At 60.5% G+C, this 23,418-nt stretch carries 15 protein-coding genes, 1 tRNA gene and 2 pseudogenes; 14 read left to right on the plus strand and 4 right to left on the minus strand.

Annotated features, from left to right (window positions below):
* The coding region (locus tag B348_RS01000000129695) for a retention module-containing protein (RefSeq protein WP_017734863.1) at nucleotides 1-1,940 on the minus strand (1,940 nt) is incomplete at its 3' end.
* A gap of 341 nt (nucleotides 1,941-2,281) precedes the next feature.
* Here B348_RS01000000129695 and B348_RS0103975 point away from each other — a divergent pair.
* The 4 genes from B348_RS0103975 (at nucleotide 2,282) to B348_RS0103990 (ending at nucleotide 7,383) form a co-directional block, all read left to right on the plus strand.
* Nucleotides 2,282-3,634, plus strand: coding sequence for a TolC family outer membrane protein (locus B348_RS0103975; RefSeq protein ID WP_017734864.1), 1,353 nt, complete (start codon nucleotides 2,282-2,284; stop codon nucleotides 3,632-3,634).
* Nucleotides 3,635-3,679: 45 nt separating this feature from the next.
* On the plus strand, nucleotides 3,680-5,833 hold the full coding sequence (locus B348_RS0103980) for a type I secretion system permease/ATPase (RefSeq protein ID WP_017734865.1): 2,154 nt from the start codon (nucleotides 3,680-3,682) through the stop codon (nucleotides 5,831-5,833).
* A complete protein-coding gene (locus B348_RS0103985; protein ID WP_026136536.1) occupies nucleotides 5,823-7,199 on the plus strand; it encodes an HlyD family type I secretion periplasmic adaptor subunit in 1,377 nt (458 codons plus the stop codon). Before B348_RS0103980 ends, B348_RS0103985 begins: the two co-directional genes overlap by 11 nt.
* A gap of 108 nt (nucleotides 7,200-7,307) precedes the next feature.
* A tRNA-Thr gene (locus tag B348_RS0103990) sits at nucleotides 7,308-7,383 on the plus strand.
* 69 nt (nucleotides 7,384-7,452) lie between these two features.
* Here the strand turns inward: B348_RS0103990 and B348_RS1000000131885 are convergent.
* Nucleotides 7,453-7,695: pseudogene (locus B348_RS1000000131885) on the minus strand (hypothetical protein); the annotation flags it as partial.
* 673 nt (nucleotides 7,696-8,368) lie between these two features.
* Here B348_RS1000000131885 and B348_RS1000000131835 point away from each other — a divergent pair.
* Nucleotides 8,369-8,566, plus strand: coding sequence for a hypothetical protein (locus B348_RS1000000131835; protein WP_157356468.1), 198 nt, complete (start codon nucleotides 8,369-8,371; stop codon nucleotides 8,564-8,566).
* A 68-nt stretch (nucleotides 8,567-8,634) separates the two neighbouring features.
* Nucleotides 8,635-8,793, plus strand: a pseudogene (locus B348_RS1000000132125) (hypothetical protein); the annotation flags it as partial.
* Between the two features lie 61 nt (nucleotides 8,794-8,854).
* On the opposite strand, the gene B348_RS0104000 reads toward B348_RS1000000132125, so the two are convergent.
* Nucleotides 8,855-9,169 (minus strand): colicin E1 family microcin immunity protein, encoded by a 315-nt coding sequence (locus B348_RS0104000; RefSeq protein WP_017734868.1) that lies wholly within the window; start codon nucleotides 9,167-9,169, stop codon nucleotides 8,855-8,857.
* Between the two features lie 716 nt (nucleotides 9,170-9,885).
* Between B348_RS0104000 and B348_RS0104005 the strand changes: the two genes are divergently transcribed.
* From B348_RS0104005 to B348_RS0104035, 7 genes are all read left to right on the plus strand, one after another.
* Nucleotides 9,886-10,386, plus strand: a complete 501-nt coding sequence (locus tag B348_RS0104005) for a sigma-70 family RNA polymerase sigma factor (protein ID WP_017734869.1) — start codon at nucleotides 9,886-9,888, stop codon at nucleotides 10,384-10,386.
* On the plus strand, nucleotides 10,386-11,333 hold the full coding sequence (locus B348_RS0104010) for a FecR domain-containing protein (protein ID WP_017734870.1): 948 nt from the start codon (nucleotides 10,386-10,388) through the stop codon (nucleotides 11,331-11,333). Before B348_RS0104005 ends, B348_RS0104010 begins: the two co-directional genes overlap by 1 nt.
* 100 nt (nucleotides 11,334-11,433) lie before the next feature.
* Complete coding sequence (locus tag B348_RS0104015) at nucleotides 11,434-13,863, plus strand: TonB-dependent receptor (RefSeq protein WP_017734871.1); 2,430 nt, start codon at nucleotides 11,434-11,436, stop codon at nucleotides 13,861-13,863.
* A 140-nt stretch (nucleotides 13,864-14,003) separates the two neighbouring features.
* Nucleotides 14,004-15,347 (plus strand): CHASE2 domain-containing protein, encoded by a 1,344-nt coding sequence (locus B348_RS0104020; protein WP_017734872.1) that lies wholly within the window; start codon nucleotides 14,004-14,006, stop codon nucleotides 15,345-15,347.
* A gap of 37 nt (nucleotides 15,348-15,384) precedes the next feature.
* Nucleotides 15,385-15,750 (plus strand): hypothetical protein, encoded by a 366-nt coding sequence (locus B348_RS0104025; RefSeq protein ID WP_017734873.1) that lies wholly within the window; start codon nucleotides 15,385-15,387, stop codon nucleotides 15,748-15,750.
* A 12-nt stretch (nucleotides 15,751-15,762) separates the two neighbouring features.
* A complete protein-coding gene (locus B348_RS0104030; protein WP_026136538.1) occupies nucleotides 15,763-17,328 on the plus strand; it encodes a M48 family metallopeptidase in 1,566 nt (521 codons plus the stop codon).
* 52 nt (nucleotides 17,329-17,380) lie between these two features.
* On the plus strand, nucleotides 17,381-19,510 hold the full coding sequence (locus B348_RS0104035) for a M48 family metallopeptidase (protein ID WP_017734875.1): 2,130 nt from the start codon (nucleotides 17,381-17,383) through the stop codon (nucleotides 19,508-19,510).
* Nucleotides 19,511-19,583: 73 nt separating this feature from the next.
* On the opposite strand, the gene B348_RS0104040 is transcribed toward B348_RS0104035, so the two are convergent.
* On the minus strand, nucleotides 19,584-20,879 hold the full coding sequence (locus B348_RS0104040; RefSeq protein ID WP_026136539.1) for an OprD family porin: 1,296 nt from the start codon (nucleotides 20,877-20,879) through the stop codon (nucleotides 19,584-19,586).
* Between the two features lie 409 nt (nucleotides 20,880-21,288).
* Between B348_RS0104040 and B348_RS0104045 the strand changes: the two genes are divergently transcribed.
* Complete coding sequence (locus B348_RS0104045) at nucleotides 21,289-23,358, plus strand: TonB-dependent siderophore receptor (protein WP_017734877.1); 2,070 nt, start codon at nucleotides 21,289-21,291, stop codon at nucleotides 23,356-23,358.
* Nucleotides 23,359-23,418 lie beyond the last annotated feature (60 nt).

Below are 23,418 nucleotides of genomic sequence, written 5' to 3' on the forward strand. Positions count from 1 at the left end.
TGGTTACCAGCGTTAACGAAGTTCGCGCCCGCCTGGGTCAGCACAACGTTGTTACCAACGATGGCGTAGTAGCCAGCGTCGTTGGTGCCCGGCGTGAAGCTGATGGTCAGGCCATCGCGCGGCGTCTCTTCGTCTTTGGCAACGAAGGTACCGGCGACGGTGCCCGCTGTAGCGGTGTCTTCAACGATGGTATTGGCAACCACCTCAATCACCGGCACATCGTTTTGCAGGGTGACGGTCGGCTGGGCGTTGTTGCTGGAATTCAGGCCTTCTGGGTCGGTGACAGTCAGGTCGATCTGCGGCAGTTGATTACCGGCATTCACAAAGTCCGCGCCCTTCTGGGTCAGCACGACATTGTTATCGACGATGGCGTAGTAGCCATCCTTATTGCTGTCGCCCGTAAACACGACCTTCAGCTGGGCAGCTGGCGTTTCTGCATCGCGGGCCACAAAGGTGCCCGCCACAGTGCCGGCGACGGCGGTGTTTTCGACCAGGGTGTTGCCCGTCACTTCGATCACCGGCGCATCGTTCACCGGTGTCACCGTCACATTCAGCGTGCTGCTGGAGCCGGTGTTGGTGGTGTAGCCAATGGTTGGCACTTCACCGTTGTAATCCTTGACCGGGGTAAAGGTGTAGGCGCCATCGGCACCGATGGTGATGCTACCCACGCCTTCGATAGTGGCCGTTTGGCCGGCGTTATAGGTGTTGCCGCCCACCTGGAAGGTGGCCACGCTCAACACGTTGTCGATGTCGCTGTCGTTGCTCAACACGTTGCCGGTAGCGACGCTATCTTCAGCGATTGTGTTGGTATCCGGCGCCAATACGCTCGGATCATCCACAGCAACAACGGTCGAAGTCGCTGGCGCAGGGTTGATCGCCAGGTCTTCGTAGTTGCCACCAGTGGCGCCGGTGATCGTGACACTGACGGCAAGGTCTTTGCCATCCGCCAGGTTGGCAGGCGTGTCGACGCTGACCGTGCCGGAGGATTTACCGGCCTCGATGGTGATGGTGGTGTTGTTGGACAGCTTGATGACGACGTCGGTCTGCGCCGGGTTGTTCACGGTCGCGGTATAGACGATCTGGCCGCCTTCATTCACCGACGGGGTCGCGGTCAGTGTGACGGTGGTGGTGTCGATGGTGTCGTTGATCTGGGTAACCGCTGGCGCCGGGTCAGTGGTGATGATCAGGTTGCCGCCGCCGGCGGTGCCGGTGATGGTCGCGGAGATCGACGAGGCGTCCAGGTAAGGCGTGTCGTTACCCGCGAACGTGACGTTCAGCGCGCCCGAGGTCTGGCCGGCAGCGATCACCACGGAGAGGCCGTTGGACAAGGTAACGGTCAGGTCGCTGGTCGGCGCCTGGGTGATGAATACGGTGTAAACCACAACGCCACCGGCTTCGGTGATGCTCGGCGTGGCGGTCAGGGTGATGGTGACGCTGCGCGCATCGGGGCCATTGGTGTCGGTGGCGCCGGTTTGGGTGGTGCCCACTGCGTCACCGGCATTCAAGCCGGTCGTCGGGTAGCCGATGGTGGGGTCAACCACGCCTGCGGTGGCTTCCAGCACGACAAAGCTGTGGCCGCCGCCAGCCGCGCCGTCGGCGCCGGCAGAGGTCGGGCCGGCTGCGGTGGCTTCGAGGTCTTGGGTCGGGTCGGCACCGGCAGCGATGGCTTGCTGCAGTTCGGCAACGGACGGTGCGGCTTGAGCGGTGGCGGCGCTGAGGTCGGTGACGGAGTCAGGAGCGTTTGCGCTCCACTGAGTGTCACGGCCCAGGTCGATGGTACGGCCATCCGCCAATTCCAGGGACACGGCGCCCGCTGCGCCCGTATCAACCTGCTCACCGGCGAACAGACGATCCCCTTCTACAAGCAGGCGACGAATCCCTTCCGGGGATACCGCAAACACTTGACCGACAATGCTTTTGACGACCGCAACGCTGCTCATAAAAGACTCTCCGTGTATTACCGTTCGGGGCATCCATCATGGAGACCGGCCTCATTACCTATGCCGATTCGATAGCTGGAGTACTTAACTAAGTGTGGAATATTTGGCGTCAATAATTTGTTGTTTAATTCAGCAAATTACTTTTCCGTCAAGGTATTGACCTATTTGGCGCCATCCTAAACAATCCGCCCGGTAATGTCACATTGATATTTAATCGGCTCGCGACTTTCTGTTTGGACTACCAGGTTCCTATGACAAGCAGTCATTTCGGTTGCCAATTCCAATGCAATTTTTCACGTTTGTTGCGTTTTTAAGGCAACCAATCCCGGGGAAACACCAGAATGCGTTTGCACCTTCTTAAAGCCGTGCCGTTTGCTCTAGCCGCCAGTTTCGTCCAGGCCCAGACCCTGCCGGAAGCGATGCAAGACGCGGTGCAGAACCATCCTGAGATCCAGGCTGCCATCAATGCGCGCATTGCCGCTGACTACCAAGTCCGCGAAGCCCAGGGCGGCTACCTGCCTAAAGTGGACCTGTTGGGTGGTTATGGCCGCGAAAGCTCCGACAACACCTCGACCCGCGCCGCCAGCAACAGCCATGACTGGAAAACCCTGAACCGCGGCGAGTCGACCATCCGCCTGCAACAAAATTTGTTCCAGGGTTTTGGCACCGTTAATGAAGTCGGCCGCCAACAAGCCACCGCCAACTCCCGTGGCTATGCACTGCTGAATACCTCCGAGCGCACCGCGCTGACCGTCGCCCAGGTATATCTGGATGTCCTGACCCGTCGCGAGATGGTGCAACTGGCAGAAGACAACCTGAAAAGCCATGAACGGATTTTTGACCAGATCAAACTGCGCACCAGCCGTGGCGTCGGAAGAATGGCGGACATGGACCAGGCCGAAGCCCGTCTGGCCCAGGCGCAAAACAACCTGATCACCGAGCAGACCAACCTGGCGGACGCCAACACCAACTTCTTCAGCGTTGTCGGCAAAGAACCCGATCAACTTGAAAAGCCGTTGGGCGTTGTGACCGCACTGCCTGCCAGCCTGGATGAAGCCCGTCGCCAGATGATCGCCGACAGCCCGGTGCTGCGCTCGGCCGAATCCGACATCGCCGCTGCCGAAAAGCAGTACGAAGCCGCCAAGTCGACCTTCTACCCGCGTTTTGATGCCGTGCTGCAACGCTCCGCCAACAACAACGTCGGCGGCGACGAAGGCCATGACAATGGTTATTCCGCGATGCTGAACATGCAGTTCAACCTGTACAACGGCGGTAGCGACAAGGCCAGCCTGCAATCCAAGGCTTCCCAGGCCACCCAGGCGCTGGATATCCGCAACAACGCCCTGCGCCAGTTGAATGAAGAATTGGGCCTGGCGTGGAACGCCTACAACAACGCCACCCAACAGGTGCCGATCGCGCAGCAATACGTGGACCGCAGCACCAAAGTTCGCACCTCGTACCAGCAGCAGTTCAGCCTCGGTGAGCGTACACTGCTCGACTTGCTCGACAGCGAGAACGAACTGTTCACCGCTCAGCAGCGTTTGGCCCAGATCAAAAGCCTGCATATCTACACGCAGTACCGTATCAAGGCCGACATGGGCCAACTGCTGAAAAGTCAGGGCGTGGTTGCTCCGATGGCATCAGTTGTGCAAAACGATATTAAACCGTCGGTAAACCTGCCAGGGATGAACTGATTCTTGACGGCGTTGAACCACAAAACCGCTTAAGAGAGAGTCAGCTTGGATCCTGAAATTGGTGTGGCGCAACTCAACCATGACCCGCGCACTCAGCATGACGACCCATTGCTAGATGGGTTGTTGGCTCTCTGCTCCCTGCATTACAAGCCCGCCAGTCGGGCCATGCTGACCACCGGCTTGCCGCTGGCAGGCCAGCGCATGAGCGCCGACCTGCTGCCGCGCGCAGCAGCGCGGGCGGGTTTGCAGGGGCGGTTGCTGCAACGCAAGCTGGAACAGATCCCCTCCATCGCATTGCCGGCCTTGCTGCTATTAAAGGAAGGGCGCAGTGCGGTGCTGCTGGGCTGGGAGGGCGATACCGCCCGCCTGCTGCTCAGCGAAAGTGACGGTGGCGAAGTGCACGTCAGCCGTGAAGTGCTGAGCCAGGATTACAGCGGCCGGGTTTTCTTCGCCCAGCCGCAGCATAAATTTGACGTAACCAGCGGCACCCTGATCCCACGCGCTCGCTCGTGGTTCAAAGACACCCTCAAGCGTTCACGCTGGCTATACGCCGACGCCATCGCCGCGAGCCTGGTGATCAACCTGATCGCCCTGGCCGCGCCGTTGTTCGTGATGAACGTGTATGACCGCGTCGTGCCGAACCAGGCCACCGCCACCCTGTGGGTGCTGGCCATCGGTATCTGCGGCGCCTATCTGTTCGACCTGTTGCTCAAGAGCATGCGCAGCCTGTGCCTGGACTTGGCGGGCAAGAAAACCGACCTGATCATTTCGGCGACGCTGTTCGAGCGCATCGTCGGCATGTCGATGAAAATGCGCCCGGCGCGTGTCGGCAGCTACGCCTCGAACATCCACGAGTTCCAGGGGATGCGCGACTTCCTCACGTCCCTGACCCTCGCCAGCCTGATCGATCTGCCGTTTACCTTGATCATCCTCGGCGTGATCGCGCTGCTGGGCGGCCACCTGGTGTGGATCCCCATCGTCGCCTTCCCGCTCGCCCTGGGCATCGGCCACTTCCTGCAAAAACCGCTGACCGCGACACTTGAGCGCACCATGGCCCTGGGCGCCGAGCGCCAGTCGAGCCTGATCGAGACCCTCGCCGGGCTGGATGCGGTAAAGGTCAACAACGCCGAAAGCGAACGCCAATACCAGTGGGAACAAACCATTGGCACCCTCAGCCGCCTGGAGCTGCGGGTCAAGGTGCTGTCGGGCCTGGCGATGAACATCACGTTGCTGATCCAGCAAGTGGCCGGCGTGGCGATGATCATTTTCGGTGTGTACCAGATCATCGACGGCACCCTGAGCATGGGCGGCCTGGTGGCCTGCTACATGCTCAGCGGCCGCGCACTCGGCCCGTTGGCCCAGTTGTCGGGCCTGCTGACGCGTTACCAGCAAGCCAAGGTGACGATGGTTTCGGTGGACCAGATGATGGAGCTGCCGCAGGAACGCAACTTCGACGAACGCCCCCTCAGCCGCAAGACGCTGCAAGGCGCGATGACCTTCCGCGAAGTCAATTTCACCTACCCGGACCAGCAGAACCCGGCCCTGCGCGGGATCAACCTGAACGTCCGCCCGGGCGAAAAAATCGGCATCATCGGCCGCAGCGGCTCGGGCAAAAGCTCGCTGGCCAAGCTGCTGGTGGGCCTGTACCAGCCGGACTCGGGGTCGTTGCTGGTGGACGGTGTAGACATCCGCCAGATCGACGTCAGCGAGCTGCGCCACAACATCGGCTACGTTGCCCAGGACATCCAGCTGCTGGCCGGCACCCTGCGCGACAACCTGGTCTCGGGTGCGCGCTACGTGGACGATGAAATGGTGCTGCAAGCCGCAGAACTGGCTGGCGTGCATGAATTCGCCAGGCTGCACCCGCAAGGCTACGAGTTGCAAGTCGGCGAGCGCGGACAGAACCTCTCCGGCGGCCAACGCCAGAACGTCGCCCTGGCCCGTGCGTTACTGCTCAACCCGCCGATCCTGCTGCTCGACGAACCGACCAGCGCCATGGACAACACCGGTGAAGAGCGCCTGAAACAGCGCTTGCAAGCCGTCATCGAAAACAAGACGGTGATTCTGGTCACCCACCGCGCCTCGCTGTTGAGCCTGGTGGATCGCCTGCTGGTGATCGACCGTGGCCAGATACTCGCGGACGGTCCAAAAGCGGCCGTCATGGAAGCGCTGAAAAAGGGGCAGATCAGTGTTGCTTAAGTCCGGCCCAGGCCGTTGGAAAGATGTGATCTTCCGCTACTTCAAGGGCAGCGACTCGCTGGATGACCAGCCCCTGCCCGAAGTCGAAAAAGCCCTGATCGACGACGCCCCGCGCATCGTGCGCCTGACCATCTGGGGGGTGATCGGCTTTTTCGTGTTCATGCTGCTGTGGGCGCACTTCGCGATCATCGACGAAGTGACCAAGGGCGAAGGAAAGGCGATCCCGTCGTCGCGCATCCAGAAGATCCAGAACCTGGAGGGCGGCATCGTCGCCCAGATCTATGTGCACGAAGGCCAGATCGTCGAAGCCGGCGCGCCACTGATCCGCCTGGACGACACGCGCTTTGCCTCCAACGTCGGCGAAACCGAAGCCGAGCGCGTGTCCATGGAACTGCGTGTGGAACGCCTCAGCGCGGAAGTCGACGACCGCCCGCTGAAGATCACCGACGCTGCGCGCAAAGCCGTGCCCAACCAGGTGTCGAACGAAGAATCGCTGTACGCCAGCCGCCGCCAGCAACTGGCCGACGAAATTGGCGGGCTGCAACAACAACTGCTGCAACGCCAGCAGGAGCTGCGTGAATTCAGCTCCAAACAGGACCAGTACCGCAACAGCCTGAACCTGCTGCGCCAGGAGATCGGCATGTCCGAACCGCTGGTGGCACAGGGCGCCATTTCGCCGGTAGAAGTCCTGCGCCTCAAGCGCTCGGAAGTGGAAACCCGCGGCATGCTCGACGGCACCACCCTGGCCATCCCCCGCGCCCAGGCGGCAATCAACGAAGTGCAGCGCAAGGTCGACGAAACCCGCGGCAAATTCCGCAGCGAAGCCCTCGCCCAGCTGAACGAAGCCCGCACCCTGCTGAGCAAGGCGCAAGCCACCTCCAAGGGCCTGGAAGACCGCGTCAGCCGCACCATGGTCACCTCGCCCGTGCGCGGCATCGTCAAGCAGATGCTGGTCAACACCGTCGGCGGCGTGATCCAGCCTGGCAGCGACATGGCCGAAGTGGTGCCACTGGACGACACGATCCTGGTCGAAGCCAAGATCCGCCCACAAGACATCGCCTTCCTGCACCCCGGCCAGGAAGCCATGATCAAATTCACCGCCTACGACTACACCATCTACGGCGGCCTCAAAGGCAAACTCGAACAGATCGGCGCCGACACCGTGATGGATGAAGAGAAGAAAAACACCTTCTACATCATCAAACTGCGCACCGACCGCAGCCACCTGGGCACAGACGAGAAGCCACTGCTGATCATCCCGGGGATGGTGGCTTCGGTGGACATCATCACCGGCAAGAAAAGCATCTTGAGCTACCTGCTCAAACCGATCATCAAGTCCCGGGCTGAGGCGATGCACGAGCGGTGATTGCGGGGAAATAGGGGGCGGTGATGCGAAAACTTGGGTTTTCGCAAAAATAGTCAGATTTCAGGGGTTTACAGAACCTTGGCAGTCGCTATAATCGTCGCCCAACACGCCGGTATAGCTCAGTTGGTAGAGCAACTGACTTGTAATCAGTAGGTCCCGGGTTCGACTCCTGGTGCCGGCACCATATCTCGAAGCCCCGCAATGCGGGGCTTTGTGGTTTCTGGGGTTTAGAAAATCACGCCACCTAAAACCATCAAAAACCCCCTTCCGTCCAAGATTCGTCCAATTTCATTTTTTGGACGCTCTCCCCCTGCCAACTTTTCTTCTTCCTCTTCTTCTCAAAAATACCCGCCAACGGATTCAACGAAACCACCTCCGCCATATGCCCAGGACTGAAATGCGCATATTTCTGAGTCATGGCCAGAGTGGTGTGCCCAACCCCCCGCTGTAGGGTCAGGATGTCACCGCAATTCATCATGAAGTGCATGGCGAAGGTATCGGGAAATGGGGACAGTCCCCATTCCCCCAGAAGAACGAGTACACAAATGCACCAACCCATCCTTGACAGTCTGTTCGCAGGCATCGGAGGCTTTGATGTCGGATTTTAAAACGCCGGACTTCTCTAGTTGAATACGCTCCAGCAACTTGAGACCGGCAGATAGATGATTCAACCGAAGCGCCCCCCAATGCATTTACCTCAACATCCCACCAACGGATCGCGAGCAACAGCTCAATCAACGCTGGCTCAAACCTAAACCTGACAACTTTTGCGGGGAAGCCTACAACGATGGAATAAAGCAGCACGTCCTTCACCACAACTGCCCGCACCGCAATCACAGCACCCGTTCCGGCCCTCACACCCTCCAAGATCATCGCATCACTGCCAATCCAAACATCATGGCCAATCACAGCCATTTCAGTTTAGGCGCGGTAGCGCAATGGCGTGTCGGTGTATTGGAAAGGCCGAGAGGTTACCCATTGACGGATGTCAGGCGGATCTAAAAATGGATGAAGCGATTTCACGACTATTGCTCCGCATTGCCTCCAGCAAATCTCAGTCTCGCAGTCGTTGGAATGTGAACCCGCTACCCGCTAAAAAAGCCCTGGGAAAGCCCACGATTTTAAAACTGTAAATGGCTTGTTCCACACATAAATTGGAACAACCAATCATGTCAACCCGTCGTAAAATCTTTGGTTTCTTGACTGATGCAATGAGCCTTCTCAAAGCCTTGATGCTCGTTCAAACCATGCTTTCCCCTACTCAACCGATCGTCCCGACGAACGTATTTATTTTCTTGGAGTGCAAACCATGCGTGCATCACGAGGTAGCGCCGCCGATTGAACTCCCAAAAACATGGGCTTTATAAAATGGATTCGCTGTGGATGACGAACTGAGGCAAATGGGGACTGTCCCCATTTCGCAAACTCGGGCGATTGCAAACTGTTTTTTGTGAAGATCGAATCAATCGCCCTTGGCGTAGCAGCAACAGCCTCGGTTAGTGCAATGCTCGGCTTCATTGCTGTAACACCCCTACGCCTCATAGCGTTTGCTGCTCTGATTGCAGCCACAGGTGCGCGATTAACGGCAAGCTAGCCGCCGACCTAAACGCACTCATTAAGGCACAGTAACAAATCGCGCTGCCTATACGGCAGCGCTATTTTTTCATGTAAAACAACATCAAAAATAACACTCCTAACGGAATGGCAAACGCAAAATAAAACGAATACAAAAGCGCGTGACCGCCATTTGCAGCAGCCGTCCTTGATGGACCCGTCTCCCAAACCCCCTTTTTCGTATAACGGAACACAGCATCTTCTACGAGGCGCTTTGAGAAGGGGAACAAAAATGCATTTACGCCAGACACGACAAAAAATACAACGGCATCATCACTTGACCTAAAAACGAATACACATATAAAAAACAGCACAACCCCAATGACTAAATTCTTGAAAAAGTAACTTTTTTCCATATTTACCAATCCTTGTCCAAAACGCTTAACGTGTAATTAAACGCAATAAATCTAGCCCTCTGTTCCCGCAAGGCTACTACACTCATCGAAGATCTGGCCAGATTTCCATCGTGCGCCGAACGAACCACTATTTGGCCGCGATGCATAACAGGAAATGGAGACAGTCCCCACTTCTAACTTTATGCAGAATTATGAATTGGCAATAATCATTATGACGTATCCATAAAGACGAATAATTTTTACGGGAAACAAACCACGCGCGAACCATGCCCTATTCCCATTTTTCGCCAGTTCAGTCACACGCCCTCACGAATTCACATGCCCCATTCCTGAGTGCCAGCATTGAGTAAACCCAAGCTTATAGACAGGCTACCCCCTCCCCGGTTAGTGCTTTCATTGCCAATGAGCGCCCCTTCGACGTTTGACGGTAGCGATAGCCCAACCGTTGTCATCATCCGTCCACTAGTCAGCCCCGTACGCAGTGATTAAATTCCCTGGCCGTTAGGGTGAAAAAACCGGCCCTTGTGCCGGTTTTTTCGTTTCTGAGGGTTGAGTCTTGCGTACGGTTCACCAGCCCTTAAGCCTGCCTATTGGTAAATCCGCTGGTTGCACGAGCCCGGCATTCAAAATCGTGCTTTGTACGCTCTACCCCTTGCATAAAACCCCACCATCACAATAATGAGAGCCATTACCATTTACTCCCCAATGGCCCGCTCATGTCGCCCCTCGATCACTCCGCGCTCCATCAGCTCTACAGCGAACACAACAGTTGGCTAAAAGGCTGGTTGCGCGTGCGTCTGGGCAATGCGGCGGATGCGTCCGATCTGGCGCAGGACACTTTCATACGCGTCATGACGGCCCGCAACGCGGCACCCATCCGTGAACCTCGCGGTTACCTGAGTGCGATTGCCCGTTCGTTGTTGATCGATAAATCCCGTCGGCGAGCGATTGAGCAGGCGTATCTGTTCGCGTTGGCGCAACAGCCGGAACCGGTGGCGGTGTCGCCGGAGGTGCGGTTGTCGATCATTGAGATGTTGCTGGGGATCGACAGCCTGCTCGATGAATTGGGTACGCGTACGCGGGAGATTTTCCTCGCGGTGCAGCTCGAAGGCCTGACCTACGTGGCGGCCGCCGAGCGGTTCGACGTGTCGGTGACGACGGTGAAGAATCATCTGATCCGCGCCATGACTCAATGCCTGTTGCTGGTCGAACCCTGATGGCTGCGCCGCTGGATCTGAAGACCCTGGAAGCCGCCGCCACCTGGTATGTGCAGCTGAATGACGGCGCAGCCGACGAGGCGCGCACCCGCGCCTGGCAGACGTGGCTGCACGCCAGCCCGCAGCATGCGGCGGCCTGGGCGCGGGTGGAGGCGCTGCAACAGCAGTGGGCGCGAATGCCGCAGCGGGCGGCGCTTTCCGGGTTGGGGGCGGCGCAGCAACAACGACGCGATGTGTTGAAGATCCTCGGCATGCTGATGGCCGTGGGCGCAGGCTCATGGCTGGCGGTGGAGCAGGTGCCGTATCGCTCGATGCTCGCCGGGCAACGCACCCGCTCCGGTGAGCGGCGTTCGCTGCAACTGGACGATGGCACGCGGCTGGAAATGAATGTCGATACGGCGCTGGATATCCAGTTCGACGGCCAGCAACGGCTGATCCTGTTGTACCAGGGCGAGATTCTTGTGCAGACCGCCAAGGACCCCGCCCAGCGGCCGTTCAGCGTGACCACCAGCGATGGCAACGTGCGCGCACTCGGCACCCGATTCAGCGTGCGCCAATGGGGCGATCACACCGAAGTGGGCGTCGAACAGGCCGCTGTCGAAGTCCGCCCACGCCGCAATGACACGCAACGACTCACCCTGGAAGCCGGCCAACACGTCAGCTTCGACCGCGATGCCATCGGCCGTCCTCGCCCTTTACCGCAGGGCTCAACCGCCTGGGTCCAGGGCATGCTGAGCGTGGACGACTGGCGCCTCGGGGATTTCATCACCCAGTTGGGCCGCTACCGCCCCGGCGTGTTGCGCTGTGCGCCTCAGGTACAGAACCTGAGCATCTCCGGCGCGTTTCGGATTGACGACACTGACACCGTCCTACAAAACCTGGGCAAATCCCTACCAGTAAAAGTGACTTACCTCACACGCTACTGGGTCAGCATCGAAGCCCTTTAAATAAAACCGCAGGCAACCTTGCTGATTTCGATTCTCATCCGTCAATGACACAAGCCGCGCACACAGCGGCTCTCTGCCAAGACTACGCAAGGACAATCGAATGCTCCCGCTTCCTCTTACCGCCAAGACGGCCATGGCCCGTGCCGTGCGTCTGGCGCTGTTTGGTTTGACCCTGGCCAGCCTGCCCGCGCTGGCGCTGCAAGCCACTCCCGCAAACGCCCAGAGCCAGGCCGCGTACGAGATTGCACCGGGCTCGCTAGGCAACGCACTGACCCAATTCGGCGTGCAGGCGGGCGTGACGATTTCGTTCGATACTCAGCAGACGCGCAACCTCACCAGCGAAGGGCTCAAGGGCGCGTACACCGTTGAAGAGGGCCTCGCACGCCTGCTGGCCAACAGCGGCCTGGCAGCGCAACGCCAGAGCAACGGCGGTTATGTGTTGGTCGCCAGCACCAGCGACGGCCCCCTGCAACTGCGCGCCACCGAAGTCACCACCAACCAGCTGGGCACCGTGACCGAAGGCAGCGGCTCCTACACACCCGGCACCATCGCCACCGCGACCAAATTGGTCCTGACCCCACGGGAGACGCCGCAGTCGATCTCCGTGGTGACCCGCCAGGCCATGGACGACTTCAGCCTCAAGTCCCTCGACGATGTGATGCGCCACACGCCGGGCATCACCGTCGCGGCCTACGACAGTGAGCGCACGTCCTACTACTCCCGTGGCTTTGCCATTCGCAACTTCCAGTACGACGGCATCCCGATCCTGCAGGACGCGCAATACTCCTCCGGCCATACCCTCACCGACACGGTGATCTACGACCGCGTCGAGATCCTCAAGGGCGCCACCGGCCTGCTCACCGGCGCCGGCGGCCTGGGGGGCACCATCAATATGGTGCGCAAGAAACCCACCTCGGAATTCAAGGGCTACATCGACCTGGGCGCGGGTTCCTGGGACAACTATCGCTCGGAAGTGGACGTCAGCGGCCCGCTGACCGAGTCGGGCAACGTGCGGGGGCGCGCCGTCGCGGCCTATCAGGACAAGCACTCGTTCCTCGACCACTACCAGCGCCAGACCGCTGTGTACTACGGCATCCTGGAATTCGACCTGTCCCCCGACACGCTGCTGACCGTCGGCGCCGACTACCAGGACAGCGACCCGCAGGGCTCCAGCTGGTCCGGTTCGGCAGCACTGTACGATTCGGCCGGCAACCGTATCAGCACACCGCGTTCGTTCAACAACGGCGCCAAGTTCAGCTCGTGGGCGCAGTACACGCGCACCGGCTTCGCCACCCTCGAACACGAATTCGCCAACGGCTGGGTGGGCAAGGCGCAATACAACCACCAGATCAACGGCTACGACGCGCCGCTCTCCGCCCTGCTGAGCCCGAACGCGACCACCGGCAAAGCCATGATGCTGACCCGCGCCTACTACGGTGAAACCACCAGCGACACCGGCGACCTGTACGCCACCGGCCCGTTCAGCCTGTTTGGCCGCGAACATGAACTGGTGGTCGGCACCTCGGTGTCGCGCTCGCGCTGGACCGGCAAAGACTACACCGCCGCCGTCCACGTCAACGGCAACAGCCACGACTACTTCCCCTGGGATGGCGACGCCGCAGAACCAGGCCGTGGCCCGATGACGAATTACAACGACGAAACCACGCGCCAGAGCGCCGGCTACGTTACCGCCCGCTTCAACGTGACGGACGCCATGCACCTGATGCTCGGCACCCGGGTCAACAACTTCGAAGTCACCGGCACCAGCCAGGTCAAGGACACCGGCAAGGTCGTGCCCTACGCCGGCCTCACCTACGACCTCAACGACTACCTCTCGGCGTACGCCAGCTACACCGAGATCTACCTGCCGCAGCGCGAATACCGCGACCTCAATAACAAACCGGTGGAGCCGGATGAAGGCCAGAACTACGAGATCGGGCTCAAGGGTGAATTCTTCGATGGCCGCCTGAACGCCAGCCTCGCCTACTTTGAAATCCACGAGGACAACCGTGCGGTCAGCGACGACAGCTATGTCTCCGAAACCATCCCCGGGCTGTACGGCGCCTATAAAGGCGTGGAATCCAAGACCAAGGGCTACGAAGCGGAAATCTCCGGCGAGCTGGCACCCGGCTGGCAATTGCAGGCGGGCTACACCCACAAGATCATGCGCGACAAGCAGGGCGAGAAGCTGTCCACCTGGGAACCGGAAGACCAGTTCAACCTCTACACCAGCTACAAGCTGACCGGTGCGCTGGACAAGCTCACCCTGGGCAGCGGCGTGCGCTGGCAAGGCACCGGCTGGAAACTGCTGACCAACAACTACACCACCGGCAGCCAGGACAACTTCTCCCAGGAACCGCTGTGGCTGCTGGACCTGATGGCCCGCTACCAGATCACCGACAACGTCTCGGCCACGCTCAACGTCAACAACGTCTACGACAAGACCTACTACACCAACATCGGCTTCTATAACTCGGCCTACTACGGCGACCCCCGTAACGTGATGCTCAGCACGCGCTGGAATTTCTGACCGCTACACCCCTCGGCCGCAGTCTGGCCGAGGGGTTTGGATTGGTCCAGCGCAATGGCACTTAGCCACTTTTCCAATTGACACCCCCTCCCCGCTCCGCTAAAAACCCTGTCTTGCTTGTGCTTTTTATCGAGACACGGATGTTGTCGAACCCCCCGCTGTTCAAATACCGCCGCTATTGGCTGGCCGCATTTATCGTCCTGCTGGCGATCCTCGACCCGTTCGGCCTGGCCAGTTCCAGTGACAAGGCCTCGTCCCAGTGGCTCAGCCGTCTGTTCGCCAGCAGTTACCCAAGCACCGGCCAGCAGCAGGTGGCCGTGATCCTGATCGACGACGCCTACCTGATGCGCAACCAGACCTCCTGGCCGATGCCCTACGGCGAGCAGAGCAAGCTGTTCAAGCGCTTGCTCGCGTACAAGCCCAAGGCGGTGTTTGTGGATCTGCTCTACAGCCACGACCACTCGTTCGGCGACCCGGCGCGGGGCAGCCAGTTGTTGGCGAACGTGTTCGAGCGCTATCAACGCCAGGGCATCCCGTTGTGGTTGGCCAACACCGGTGTAGTGCGCGGCGAAGCAGGCCAGGCCAATACCCTGGCGCCGTTTGTCGAAGTCAGCCGACCGGGCCTGGTGGCGTGGGAAGGCGTGGACGACAAGTACCCGCTGGCAGTGAACACCCCGACCGGGCTGATGGAAACGCCGGCCCTGGCGATGTATCGACACTTCTGTTCCACCCAACCGTGTAAACAGCCGCCGGTGGATGCGCAAGTCGCCGCCGCTATGCAACCCATCGCCGTGCAATGGGGCCTGAAACTCGCACCGGAACAAGCACGCATCGCCGACATCGGCCATTGCGCGCCGGCGCGGCATTTTTTGCTGGAAGCGGTGGCGCAGTTGTTCCAGGCGGTGTTCTGGAAGCTCGACGATTCGGCCCAGGCGCGCTGCCCCTACACGCTGACCTTGTCGGCCAGCGACCTCGAAGTCAGCGACCCGCAAGACCAAGAACTGATCGCCGAATTGTTGCGCGACCGCCTGGTATTGGTCGGCGCCAACATCACCTCCACCGGCGACCTCGTGGAGTCGCCGGTCCACGGCCAACTCCCCGGCGTGTACCTGCACGCCATGGCCCTGGATAACCTGATCAACGACGGCATGGCCTACGACCACGAGCCCGCCAACCTGCCCGGCCTGCCTTTCCATTGGCTGGACTTTGTCGAGATCGGCCTGCTCGCCTTCATCGCCTTGCTCAAGGCCCTGCACGCGCGGCGGCTGGCGGGCTATCGCACCTGGAGCCGTTGGCGGCGCCAGGAAATCTGGTTTTTCACGTCGCCATGCCCATCGTGGCTGTTGGTGATGTCGGTGCTCATCGCGCTGAGTGTGCTGCTGAGCCTGAACCACATCACCCCGGTCAACGTGCTGGGCATTGTATTGCTGTCGTTGGTGCTGTTCAGCGAACGGATCGAAGCCTGGTTCGACCGCGATCGCTGAAGGCGCCGTTGTATTTTTTGACTCAAGGAACCCAAGGATGAACAAACACCTGATCGTATTGCTCGCCGCCCTGTTCACTCAAGGCGCCTGGGCCGAAACCCACAACATTATGGCCTTCCTCGCCGACCCGGTGGCGGTGCTGGATGAGCAGGGTAAGCAACAGCGCGAGCTGCCGAAAAAAGACACGCCCAGCCAACCCGTGCCGGTGTTGCAGTACAACAAGGCGCTCGACCTGGTGCAGGTGGAACTGGCCGGCCAGAAGGTCTGGCTGGACACCATGGACCTGCGCATCGTGCCGCCGCTCAATATCGTCGAGCTGCCTTGCCAGGGCCTGACCAAGAGCCAGACCAAAGACAGCCGCAACAACTCCACCATCGGTTTTGGTGCGGGCTGCAATCAATAAAGGAGCGTGGCGGTGAAGGGATATCTATTGCTGGCCAGCGCACTGCTGAGCGGTTGCGCGACATTGAAGGGGGCGGACCAGGCCTTCATGAACCTGGTGGGCCCCTCGACCCAATCCAGGGTGCAGGGCCACTACGTGGACAACACCGACGTGCGCCAGTACTACAAGCTCGACCCGCAACGCCAGAGCCAGCAACGCTTGAGCTACGACGGCCGCGCGGTGCCGGCAGCTGAAGCGCGCCAGCAGAACCTGGTGGATATCCCGATGTTGCAGGTGTACTTGCAGGGCATCGTCACGCGCCTGTCCAAAGGCTGGCCGGGTGAGTTGCCGACCTTGCAGGTGAAGATCACCGACAGCTACGGCTTCGGGCCTTCAGCGGACCCGTACGGCAACCTGTTCGTGCCCCTGGGCATGCTGGATAACGTCGGCAGCGAAGATGAAATCGCCGCGATGCTCGGCCACGAGATGAGCCACGTGCTGCTGCATCACCATGACCGCATGGCCGCCTTCCAGCAGCAGAAAGAGATGTTCACCACGGTCGCGTCCACGGTCGCCCTGGCCACCATGGCCGCCGACACCGGCATCGACCGTAGCTCCGGCACCATGAAAGTGTTCAGCAAAGACCCGGCCGGCACGCAGAAAACCATCGGCAACACGGTGCTGTACACCACGTTGGCCAACACCTTTTCCGACCACGTGTGGAGCACCGCCTGGGGCCGCAGCCAGGAAGACCAGGCCGACTTGCTCGGCACCGACCTGATGATCCGCGCCGGCTACGCGCCCCGCGCCGCCACCCATAGCCTGGAGCGCTTGAATGACTTCCAGGGCAAGCAAAAACCGTTGCTCACCGGCTTTCTCACCGCGCGCAAGAACGCCATGCAGGACTCGTTGCAGCAGTTCAACCTCAACCAGTTCACCAAAGAGCTGGACGTGCTGGTCAAGGACGGCCTGACCACCGGCATCACCGCGACCACTCAGTATTTCAACCGCTCGCACATGTCGGCGATGGACCGCGACACCGAGCTGCGCCAGTACCTGCAGCGCGAATACCGCCAGGAACGCCGCGCCAGGGTCAGCCCGCAAAGCTGGACGACGATGAAGAACACGCCGCAAGTGGCGAAGGCCATGCAGGGCTATAAAGACGCCTACTTCGCCATCGACGCCCTGGAGAAAAACAAGGTGTCCGATGCCGATGGTTTTGTGCGCAAGGCACTGGCCTCGCCGGTCAAGGATCAGCCGGGCATTCGCCGCACCGCCTACACCGTGCGCCTGGCCCAGGGCCGAAGCAGCGAGGCGATCAAGGAGTTGCAGGCGATCAAGGACTGGTCGCTGGCCGGCCCTTCGACCTATGACCTGATGATCAGCTACCACCTCAAGCGCGGCGATGGGCAATCGGCGCTGGCGATGATCGACAAGGCCGAGCGCCACCTCGGTTCGGAAGAGCTGTTCATCACCGAGAAGCTGCTGGCCAATCAACAAATGCAGAACGCGCAACAGGTGCAAAGCGTGCTGCGCAAGTGCGAGCAGTACCCGACGCGCAAGGAGAACTGCAAGAAACTGGCGCCGGTGAAGGCCTGACGCGGGATTTTTCGGTATAACCGGGTTTTTCCCGCGTTGTGAACGGACTCCCATGAACGCCCTGAAGCTGATCTGCCTGCTGGTTGTTTTCCCCATGCTCCTGGCCGCCCTTGGCGGCTGGGAGCTTCAGCGGGCTGACCGCGCCGCCACGGCGCTGGTTGAATTGCGCCTCAACCTCGCGAACTACAAACAACCCCTGCAAGCGGTAGCCGCCAGACAACCCGCATCGGCAATCCCCCCACCCGAGGGCCTCATCACCGTTCAAGAGGCCATCGCGCGGGTGGAAAAAACCGAAGCCGAGCTGCCCACCGCCCACCGCATCAACCGCGTCCTGCACGCACTGGCGCCATGGGTGATCGGCCTCGGGTCGCTCGCGGCCCTCATCGGCCTGGCCGCACTCGCTGGCACACACTGGGCCGGGCACCGCGCGCAGCAGTCGCGGCAGACGTTGTTGCAGGTGTTCTCCCTCGGCAGCCGCCTGTTGCCCTATGTGCTGGTGAGCCATGTGGTGGCGATGGCCGCGATGGTGGCGCTGGTGCTGCTCTTCGAGGGCCTGGCGTTGTGGCATGTCGGCCGGCTTGGCAGCGGCGAGATGAAGCTGATGGGCATCCTGGGGGTCGTCGCTACGTTTTGCCTGTATTCGATCTGGCTGTTGCTCAAGCAACTGCGCCCCATGCTGGCGATGTTCGAACCCACGCCGCTGGAGATGTTCGGGCAGCGCGTCACGCCGGAACAGGCGCCGGGCCTGTGGCGCCACGTCGATGAGCTGGCGGCCAAGCTGGGCGCGTTGCCGCCGGAGCATATCGTGGTGAGCCTGACCCAGGGCTTCTACGTGACCTCCAGCGATGCCCTGGTGATGCCCGCCGAAACCCCATTGCGCGGGCGCACCCTGCATCTCCCGTTGCTGTACCTGGGGCTGCTGGACCGTGAGGAAATCGGCGCAGTGATCGGCCATGAGCTGGCGCACTTTGCCGGCGACGACACCGCCTACAGCCTGCGCTTCTTGCCGATCTACGACGGGGTTCACCGCAGCCTCTGCGGGTTGCTCGAAACCATGGCGGCCAGCGACCCGATCCAGGGCCGCCTGATGCGCCCGTCGTTCATGCTCGGTGAGTTTTTCATGCAGCGCTTTGATCATGCGGTGAACCATTGGAGCCGCGAGCGCGAATTGCTCGCGGATGCCGCCGGCGCACGGCTGGTGGGCAATGCGGCTGCCGCTTCGGCATTGTTGCGGGTCTCGGTGTTGCAGGCGCCGATCGACGACGCGCTGATGACCGCGTGCGAAAACGTCGCTGAACGCGACTTGCCCGCTACCGTGCTCAACGCGCTGCAAGGCGCTGAGCTGCACCTGCCAGCCGAGGCACTGGACATTCATCAGCCACACCCCACCGACTCCCATCCGTCCAATGGCGAGCGCTTGCAGGCCCTGCACGTACCGCTGGAAGACGCGCTACACAGCGCCACCCGCGCCGTCGACGCCGACGCAGCGAACGCGCAAATCGACGCCTGCTTCAGCGCGCCGCACACACTGCGCGAGCAATTGACGCAGGACTTGATCGCGGTGGCGGCATCCGAAGAATCGGCGCACACCCACCTGCTGGAAACCCTGGCGGCTTCGGCCGCAGGCGAGCGTGAATTGCACGAAGGCGGCCAGTGGCGCGGCGCGCTGATGGCCGTGTCGGGCCTGCCCTTTGTGCTGGCGGGCCTGTTTGCAATGAGCCGCCCCTGGCTTGCCCCGGAGCGCATGAAGGGCACGCCGCTGTCGGCGCTCGGCGCAGGCGCGTGCCTTGGCCTGATTGGCCTGGCCCTGCTGTGGCTGGGCATCCGCCGCTTCAAGCGCGCACCGCAGACCGCCTTGCGCCTCACGCCCGAGCATTTTGTATTCAACAATTTGGCGCAGCCGCTGCCCATCGCGCATATCGACGAGATCACGCTGCAGTTCGTCCAGGGGATCTGGGTGACGATCCAACTGACACCCGAGGCGCCGCTGCCCGAAACGCGCAAGACCGCATTCGGCGTGCCCGGTGTACGGGTCAACAAGAAGAAGCGCCAGGTGCTGCTGCTGATGGCGCAGCTGTGCATCGACGGGAAAAAAATCGAGCCCTATGAAGGACTGTCGATGATGCTCGACTACAAGAATGCCGCACTGGCCCGCAGCATTTTGCAGCACCGCGAGGACTGATCCCGCGGCATAAAAAAACCCCGAACCAGTCGGGGTTTTTTATCGCCTGAAATCAGGCACTACAAGCGATCACTTAGAAAACGTTGATCGGGTAGTCAGCGAACAGACGCAGTTCGTTACCGCCAATGTTGTAGTTGCTGGCGTTGTTCGAAACGCGCAACCACGAGGCACGAGCACGCAGGCTCAGGTCTTTGGCTGGGCCGCTCTGAACCACGTACTTGAACTGGTTGAAGATTTCGCGCTCGGTGCCATTGCCACGGTTGGTACCGTCGTCAATGTTGGTGCCGCGCACGTAAGCCACGTTGTAGCTCAGGCCAGGCACGCCGTAGGCGCTGAAGTCCAAGCCGTAGCCAACCTGCCAGGAACGCTCGTCCTTGCCGTTGAAGTCAGACCAGTAGGAGTTGGCCAATAGGATGGTGTTGCCACCGTCGCCAATGCCGCTGTTCTTGTTGTCCTGGTGGTAGCCGCTGTACAGGTAGCCGGTGTCACCGGTGCTGCGCTGGTGAGCGACGGTGAAGCTGTGTGCGCCAACAGCCCAAGTAGCCGCCAGGCTCCAGATTTTGTTGTCGCGGGCGTCTTGATCGCCTTGGGTCAGCTGGGCGAAATCTTTGTCCAGCTTGGTTTTGTAGCCGTTGAAGTCAAAGGTCAGCGACTGCTTCTCTGGCAGGGCCAGCACGTAGTTCACGTTGACGTATTGCTTCTTCAGCACGTCCTGCATATCGGAAGCGTACAGCGCGGCCGACAGGCTTTCGGTGAACTTGTAGCTACCGCCGACGTAGTCGATGCTTTTCAGGTGGCCGCTGTCGCTGCCTTCGGCGCTTTTACGGCCTTGCTTGGTGAAATGACCAGCGTCCAGTTGCAGGCCGGCGATTTCTTTGGAAACGATCGAGGTGCCCTCGTAGGTTTCCGCCAGCAGACGGCCGCTGTCGTAGGCCAGGACCGGTACGTTCGGCAGTTGCTGACCGTATTTCAGTACGGTGTTGGAGATACGCGCCTTCACGGCTGCGCCGCCCTTGGCCAGGTCGTTGGCGGCCGCGCCGCTGTCGCCTTGCTTGAAGAAGTCGATGCCGCCGCCGCCGCTGCGACCTTTACCACCGTCCAGACGGATAGCGTATTGGCCCAGTACGTCCACACCCACACCCACGGTGCCTTGGGTGAAACCGGACTCGAACTTGCCGATGAAGCCTTGGCCCCATTCAGCTTTGTCCTGGTTGTGGTTTTTGTAGTCACGGCTGATGTAAGCGTTACGTGCCGCAATGTTCAGGTGGCTGTCTTCAACGAAACCCTTGGATTGTTCCTGGTCGTTGGCCATTGCTGTCGATGCGCTCAAAATCCCCAGAGCGATCAGACTCATCCGTTGCTTCAACATTTCTTATATTCCTTATTACTGGTTGAGTACGCGCTATGACACCAGGCTCCGTATTGCTTTCTGGTATCGACTTTTCCCGGAAAAAAGAAGACCCGCGGACGACTGAACTGCCGCGGGCCTTTTTTTATTGGATGAGTCATGGCTGTTAGCCACAGGCGTTGGGCGCAATCCTAGTCGCGCCCGGAACTATGTGTCAATTTCGCGAATCGTCTGTATTTAGGCGAAATAATTCTAAGCAACGGCCTACAGCGCTTCTGAAAACGACAAAAAACCCTATCAACCGGGTCGTTAAACACATTCTGTAACACATTTCAAAGCCGATACATTTGGGAATCCATCACGAGCGTTAATGCAAAGCATTACCATTAACGCGCAATTCCTCTCCCAAACAATTCGGATACATTTCCCCATGCCTGCCCCACGCCTGACGCCCATCACCCTTGGGCTCTCCGTTCTGCTGTCCGCCGGTTTTGCCTGTGCTGCCACCACCTTGCCCGCTACGTCGATCAGCGCCGAAGCTGACGAAGACGACCCACGCATCAAGGAAACCAGCACCGCCACGCGCACAGCCACCCCGGTGCGTTATGTGCCCCAGGCCATCGACTCGGTGAAGACGGAAAGCCTGCGGTCCTACGGCACCAATGACCTGGGCCAGGCGTTGAGCGGCATTCCCAACGTCAGCAGCGGCGCCGATACGCGCTTCGACAGCCTGCGCATTCGCGGTTTCGACGCGAGCAACGACTTCTACCTCGACGGCATCCGCGACGACAGCCAATACGTCCGAGACCTGCATAACATCGAGCGCATCGAAGTGCTCAAGGGCCCGGCCGCAGTACTCTACGGGCGAGGCGGTCAGGGAGGGATCGTCAACCGCGTGAGCAAACTGCCCAGCGCCGGGCATAAATCCAGCATCGAAGCCCAGGGCGGCAGCAATGATTTGCGCAGCCTGTACGCCGACTTGAGCACTGACCCCAGCGACACCATCAGCCTGCGCCTGAACATGGGCAACCAGGACAACAACAGCTTCCGTCATGGCGTCAGCGGCAACCGCCAGCTGTTCGCACCGTCCATGAGCTGGCAGCTCACGCCCGACCTGAACTGGCTGGTGCAATACGAATACAGCCGCTACAACCGCACGCCCGATCGTGGCATCCCCGGCGTCAATGGCCGCCCGGCCGATGTGAGCCGCAGCACCACCTACGGCGACAGCCGCGACTACATCGACGACAAGTCCCAGTCGCTGCGCTCCAAGCTCGCCTATGAACTCAACGACAACTGGCAACTGCGCCAGACCCTCGGCCTGTTCAAGCTCGACAGCGATTTCGACAACACCTACCAAGTCGCTTACGTGCCGGCGACCAACAGCGTCACGCGCCAGCGCTGGCAGCAGGACCTGCGCACCTTCAACATCACCAACAACGTCGAACTGGAAGGCAGCTTCAGCACCTTCGGCCTGGAGCATCGCCTGCTCACCGGCGTCGAAATGGGCAGCCAACGCCGCGATCCGAAGCTCTACAACGGCGGCACGAGCGTGCCGCGCCTCGACCTCAACCAGCCCAATCGCCACTTGAGCCACACCGGGCGCATGAGCCTATCGAGCAACAACCACACCGAAGTCGAAAGCCGTGCCGTTTACGTGCAGGACCAACTGCGCCTGAACGATCAATGGCAAGTCCTCGCCGGCTTGCGCTACGACCGCTTTGAAGTCGACACCAAGAACAAAATCAACAACCTCCAGCAAAACGTCGACAGCCATAACGCCAGCCCACGCATCGGCCTGGTGTGGACGCCCCTGGAAAACCACTCGTTCTACGCCTCGTGGAGCAAGACGTTCTCCCCAGCGGGCGGCGGCCTGATCGGCATCACCCCGAGCGCCACCAGCGGCGCCAACGACTTGAGCCCCGAGCTGACCAAGCAAAAGGAAATCGGCGTCAAAAGCGACTGGCTCGACGACCGCCTGAGCACCACCCTGGCCGTGTACGAACTGGAACTCTACAACCGCCGCACCGCCGACCCACTGGACCGCACCATTACGCTGCTCAGCGGCCTGCAACGCTCACGCGGCGTCGAGCTGACCGCCACCGGCAAGATCGTCGGCAACTGGTACGTACGCGGGGGGATTGGCCTGCAGGACGCCACGGTGGTGAAGGACAACAACGGCTTTGAAGGCAAGCGCGTCAACGACGTGGCCAAGCGCAATGGCAGCCTGTTCATCACCTGGAAACCGGAGATGGGCTGGTACGCGGAAACCGGCTTGACCCTGGTGGGCGACCGTTACGCCGACAGCCTCAACACCGTGGTGCTGCCGGGCTACGGCCGTTGGGATGCGTTGGCCGGGTTCCGTCAGAAGGAATGGGATGTGCGCGCGGCGCTGAACAATATCGCCGACAAGAACTACTACGCGTCGGCGACCAGCGTGGCGCAGATTCAGCCAGGCGAGCCGCGTAGCCTCGTCGTAACGGGCACCTACAGCTTCTAAACCCAAACACAGAACCAATGTGGGAGCTGGCTTGCCTGCGATAGCGGTGGGTCAGCACCT

Source organism: Pseudomonas sp. CBZ-4 (assembly GCF_000346755.1).
GTDB lineage: Bacteria > Pseudomonadota > Gammaproteobacteria > Pseudomonadales > Pseudomonadaceae > Aquipseudomonas.

Coding starts and splice junctions, on each gene's coding strand:
- B348_RS0104040 (WP_026136539.1), bottom strand. CDS start 20,879: ATGTTGAAGCAACGGATGAGTCTGATCGCTCTGGGGATTTTGAGCGCA.
- B348_RS0104020 (WP_017734872.1), top strand. CDS start 14,004: ATGTTGTCGAACCCCCCGCTGTTCAAATACCGCCGCTATTGGCTGGCC.
- B348_RS0104045 (WP_017734877.1), top strand. CDS start 21,289: ATGCCTGCCCCACGCCTGACGCCCATCACCCTTGGGCTCTCCGTTCTG.
- B348_RS0104035 (WP_017734875.1), top strand. CDS start 17,381: ATGAACGCCCTGAAGCTGATCTGCCTGCTGGTTGTTTTCCCCATGCTC.
- B348_RS0104010 (WP_017734870.1), top strand. CDS start 10,386: ATGGCTGCGCCGCTGGATCTGAAGACCCTGGAAGCCGCCGCCACCTGG.
- B348_RS0104015 (WP_017734871.1), top strand. CDS start 11,434: ATGCTCCCGCTTCCTCTTACCGCCAAGACGGCCATGGCCCGTGCCGTG.
- B348_RS1000000131835 (WP_157356468.1), top strand. CDS start 8,369: ATGTCAACCCGTCGTAAAATCTTTGGTTTCTTGACTGATGCAATGAGC.
- B348_RS0104025 (WP_017734873.1), top strand. CDS start 15,385: ATGAACAAACACCTGATCGTATTGCTCGCCGCCCTGTTCACTCAAGGC.
- B348_RS0104005 (WP_017734869.1), top strand. CDS start 9,886: ATGTCGCCCCTCGATCACTCCGCGCTCCATCAGCTCTACAGCGAACAC.
- B348_RS0104000 (WP_017734868.1), bottom strand. CDS start 9,169: ATGGAAAAAAGTTACTTTTTCAAGAATTTAGTCATTGGGGTTGTGCTG.
- B348_RS0103975 (WP_017734864.1), top strand. CDS start 2,282: ATGCGTTTGCACCTTCTTAAAGCCGTGCCGTTTGCTCTAGCCGCCAGT.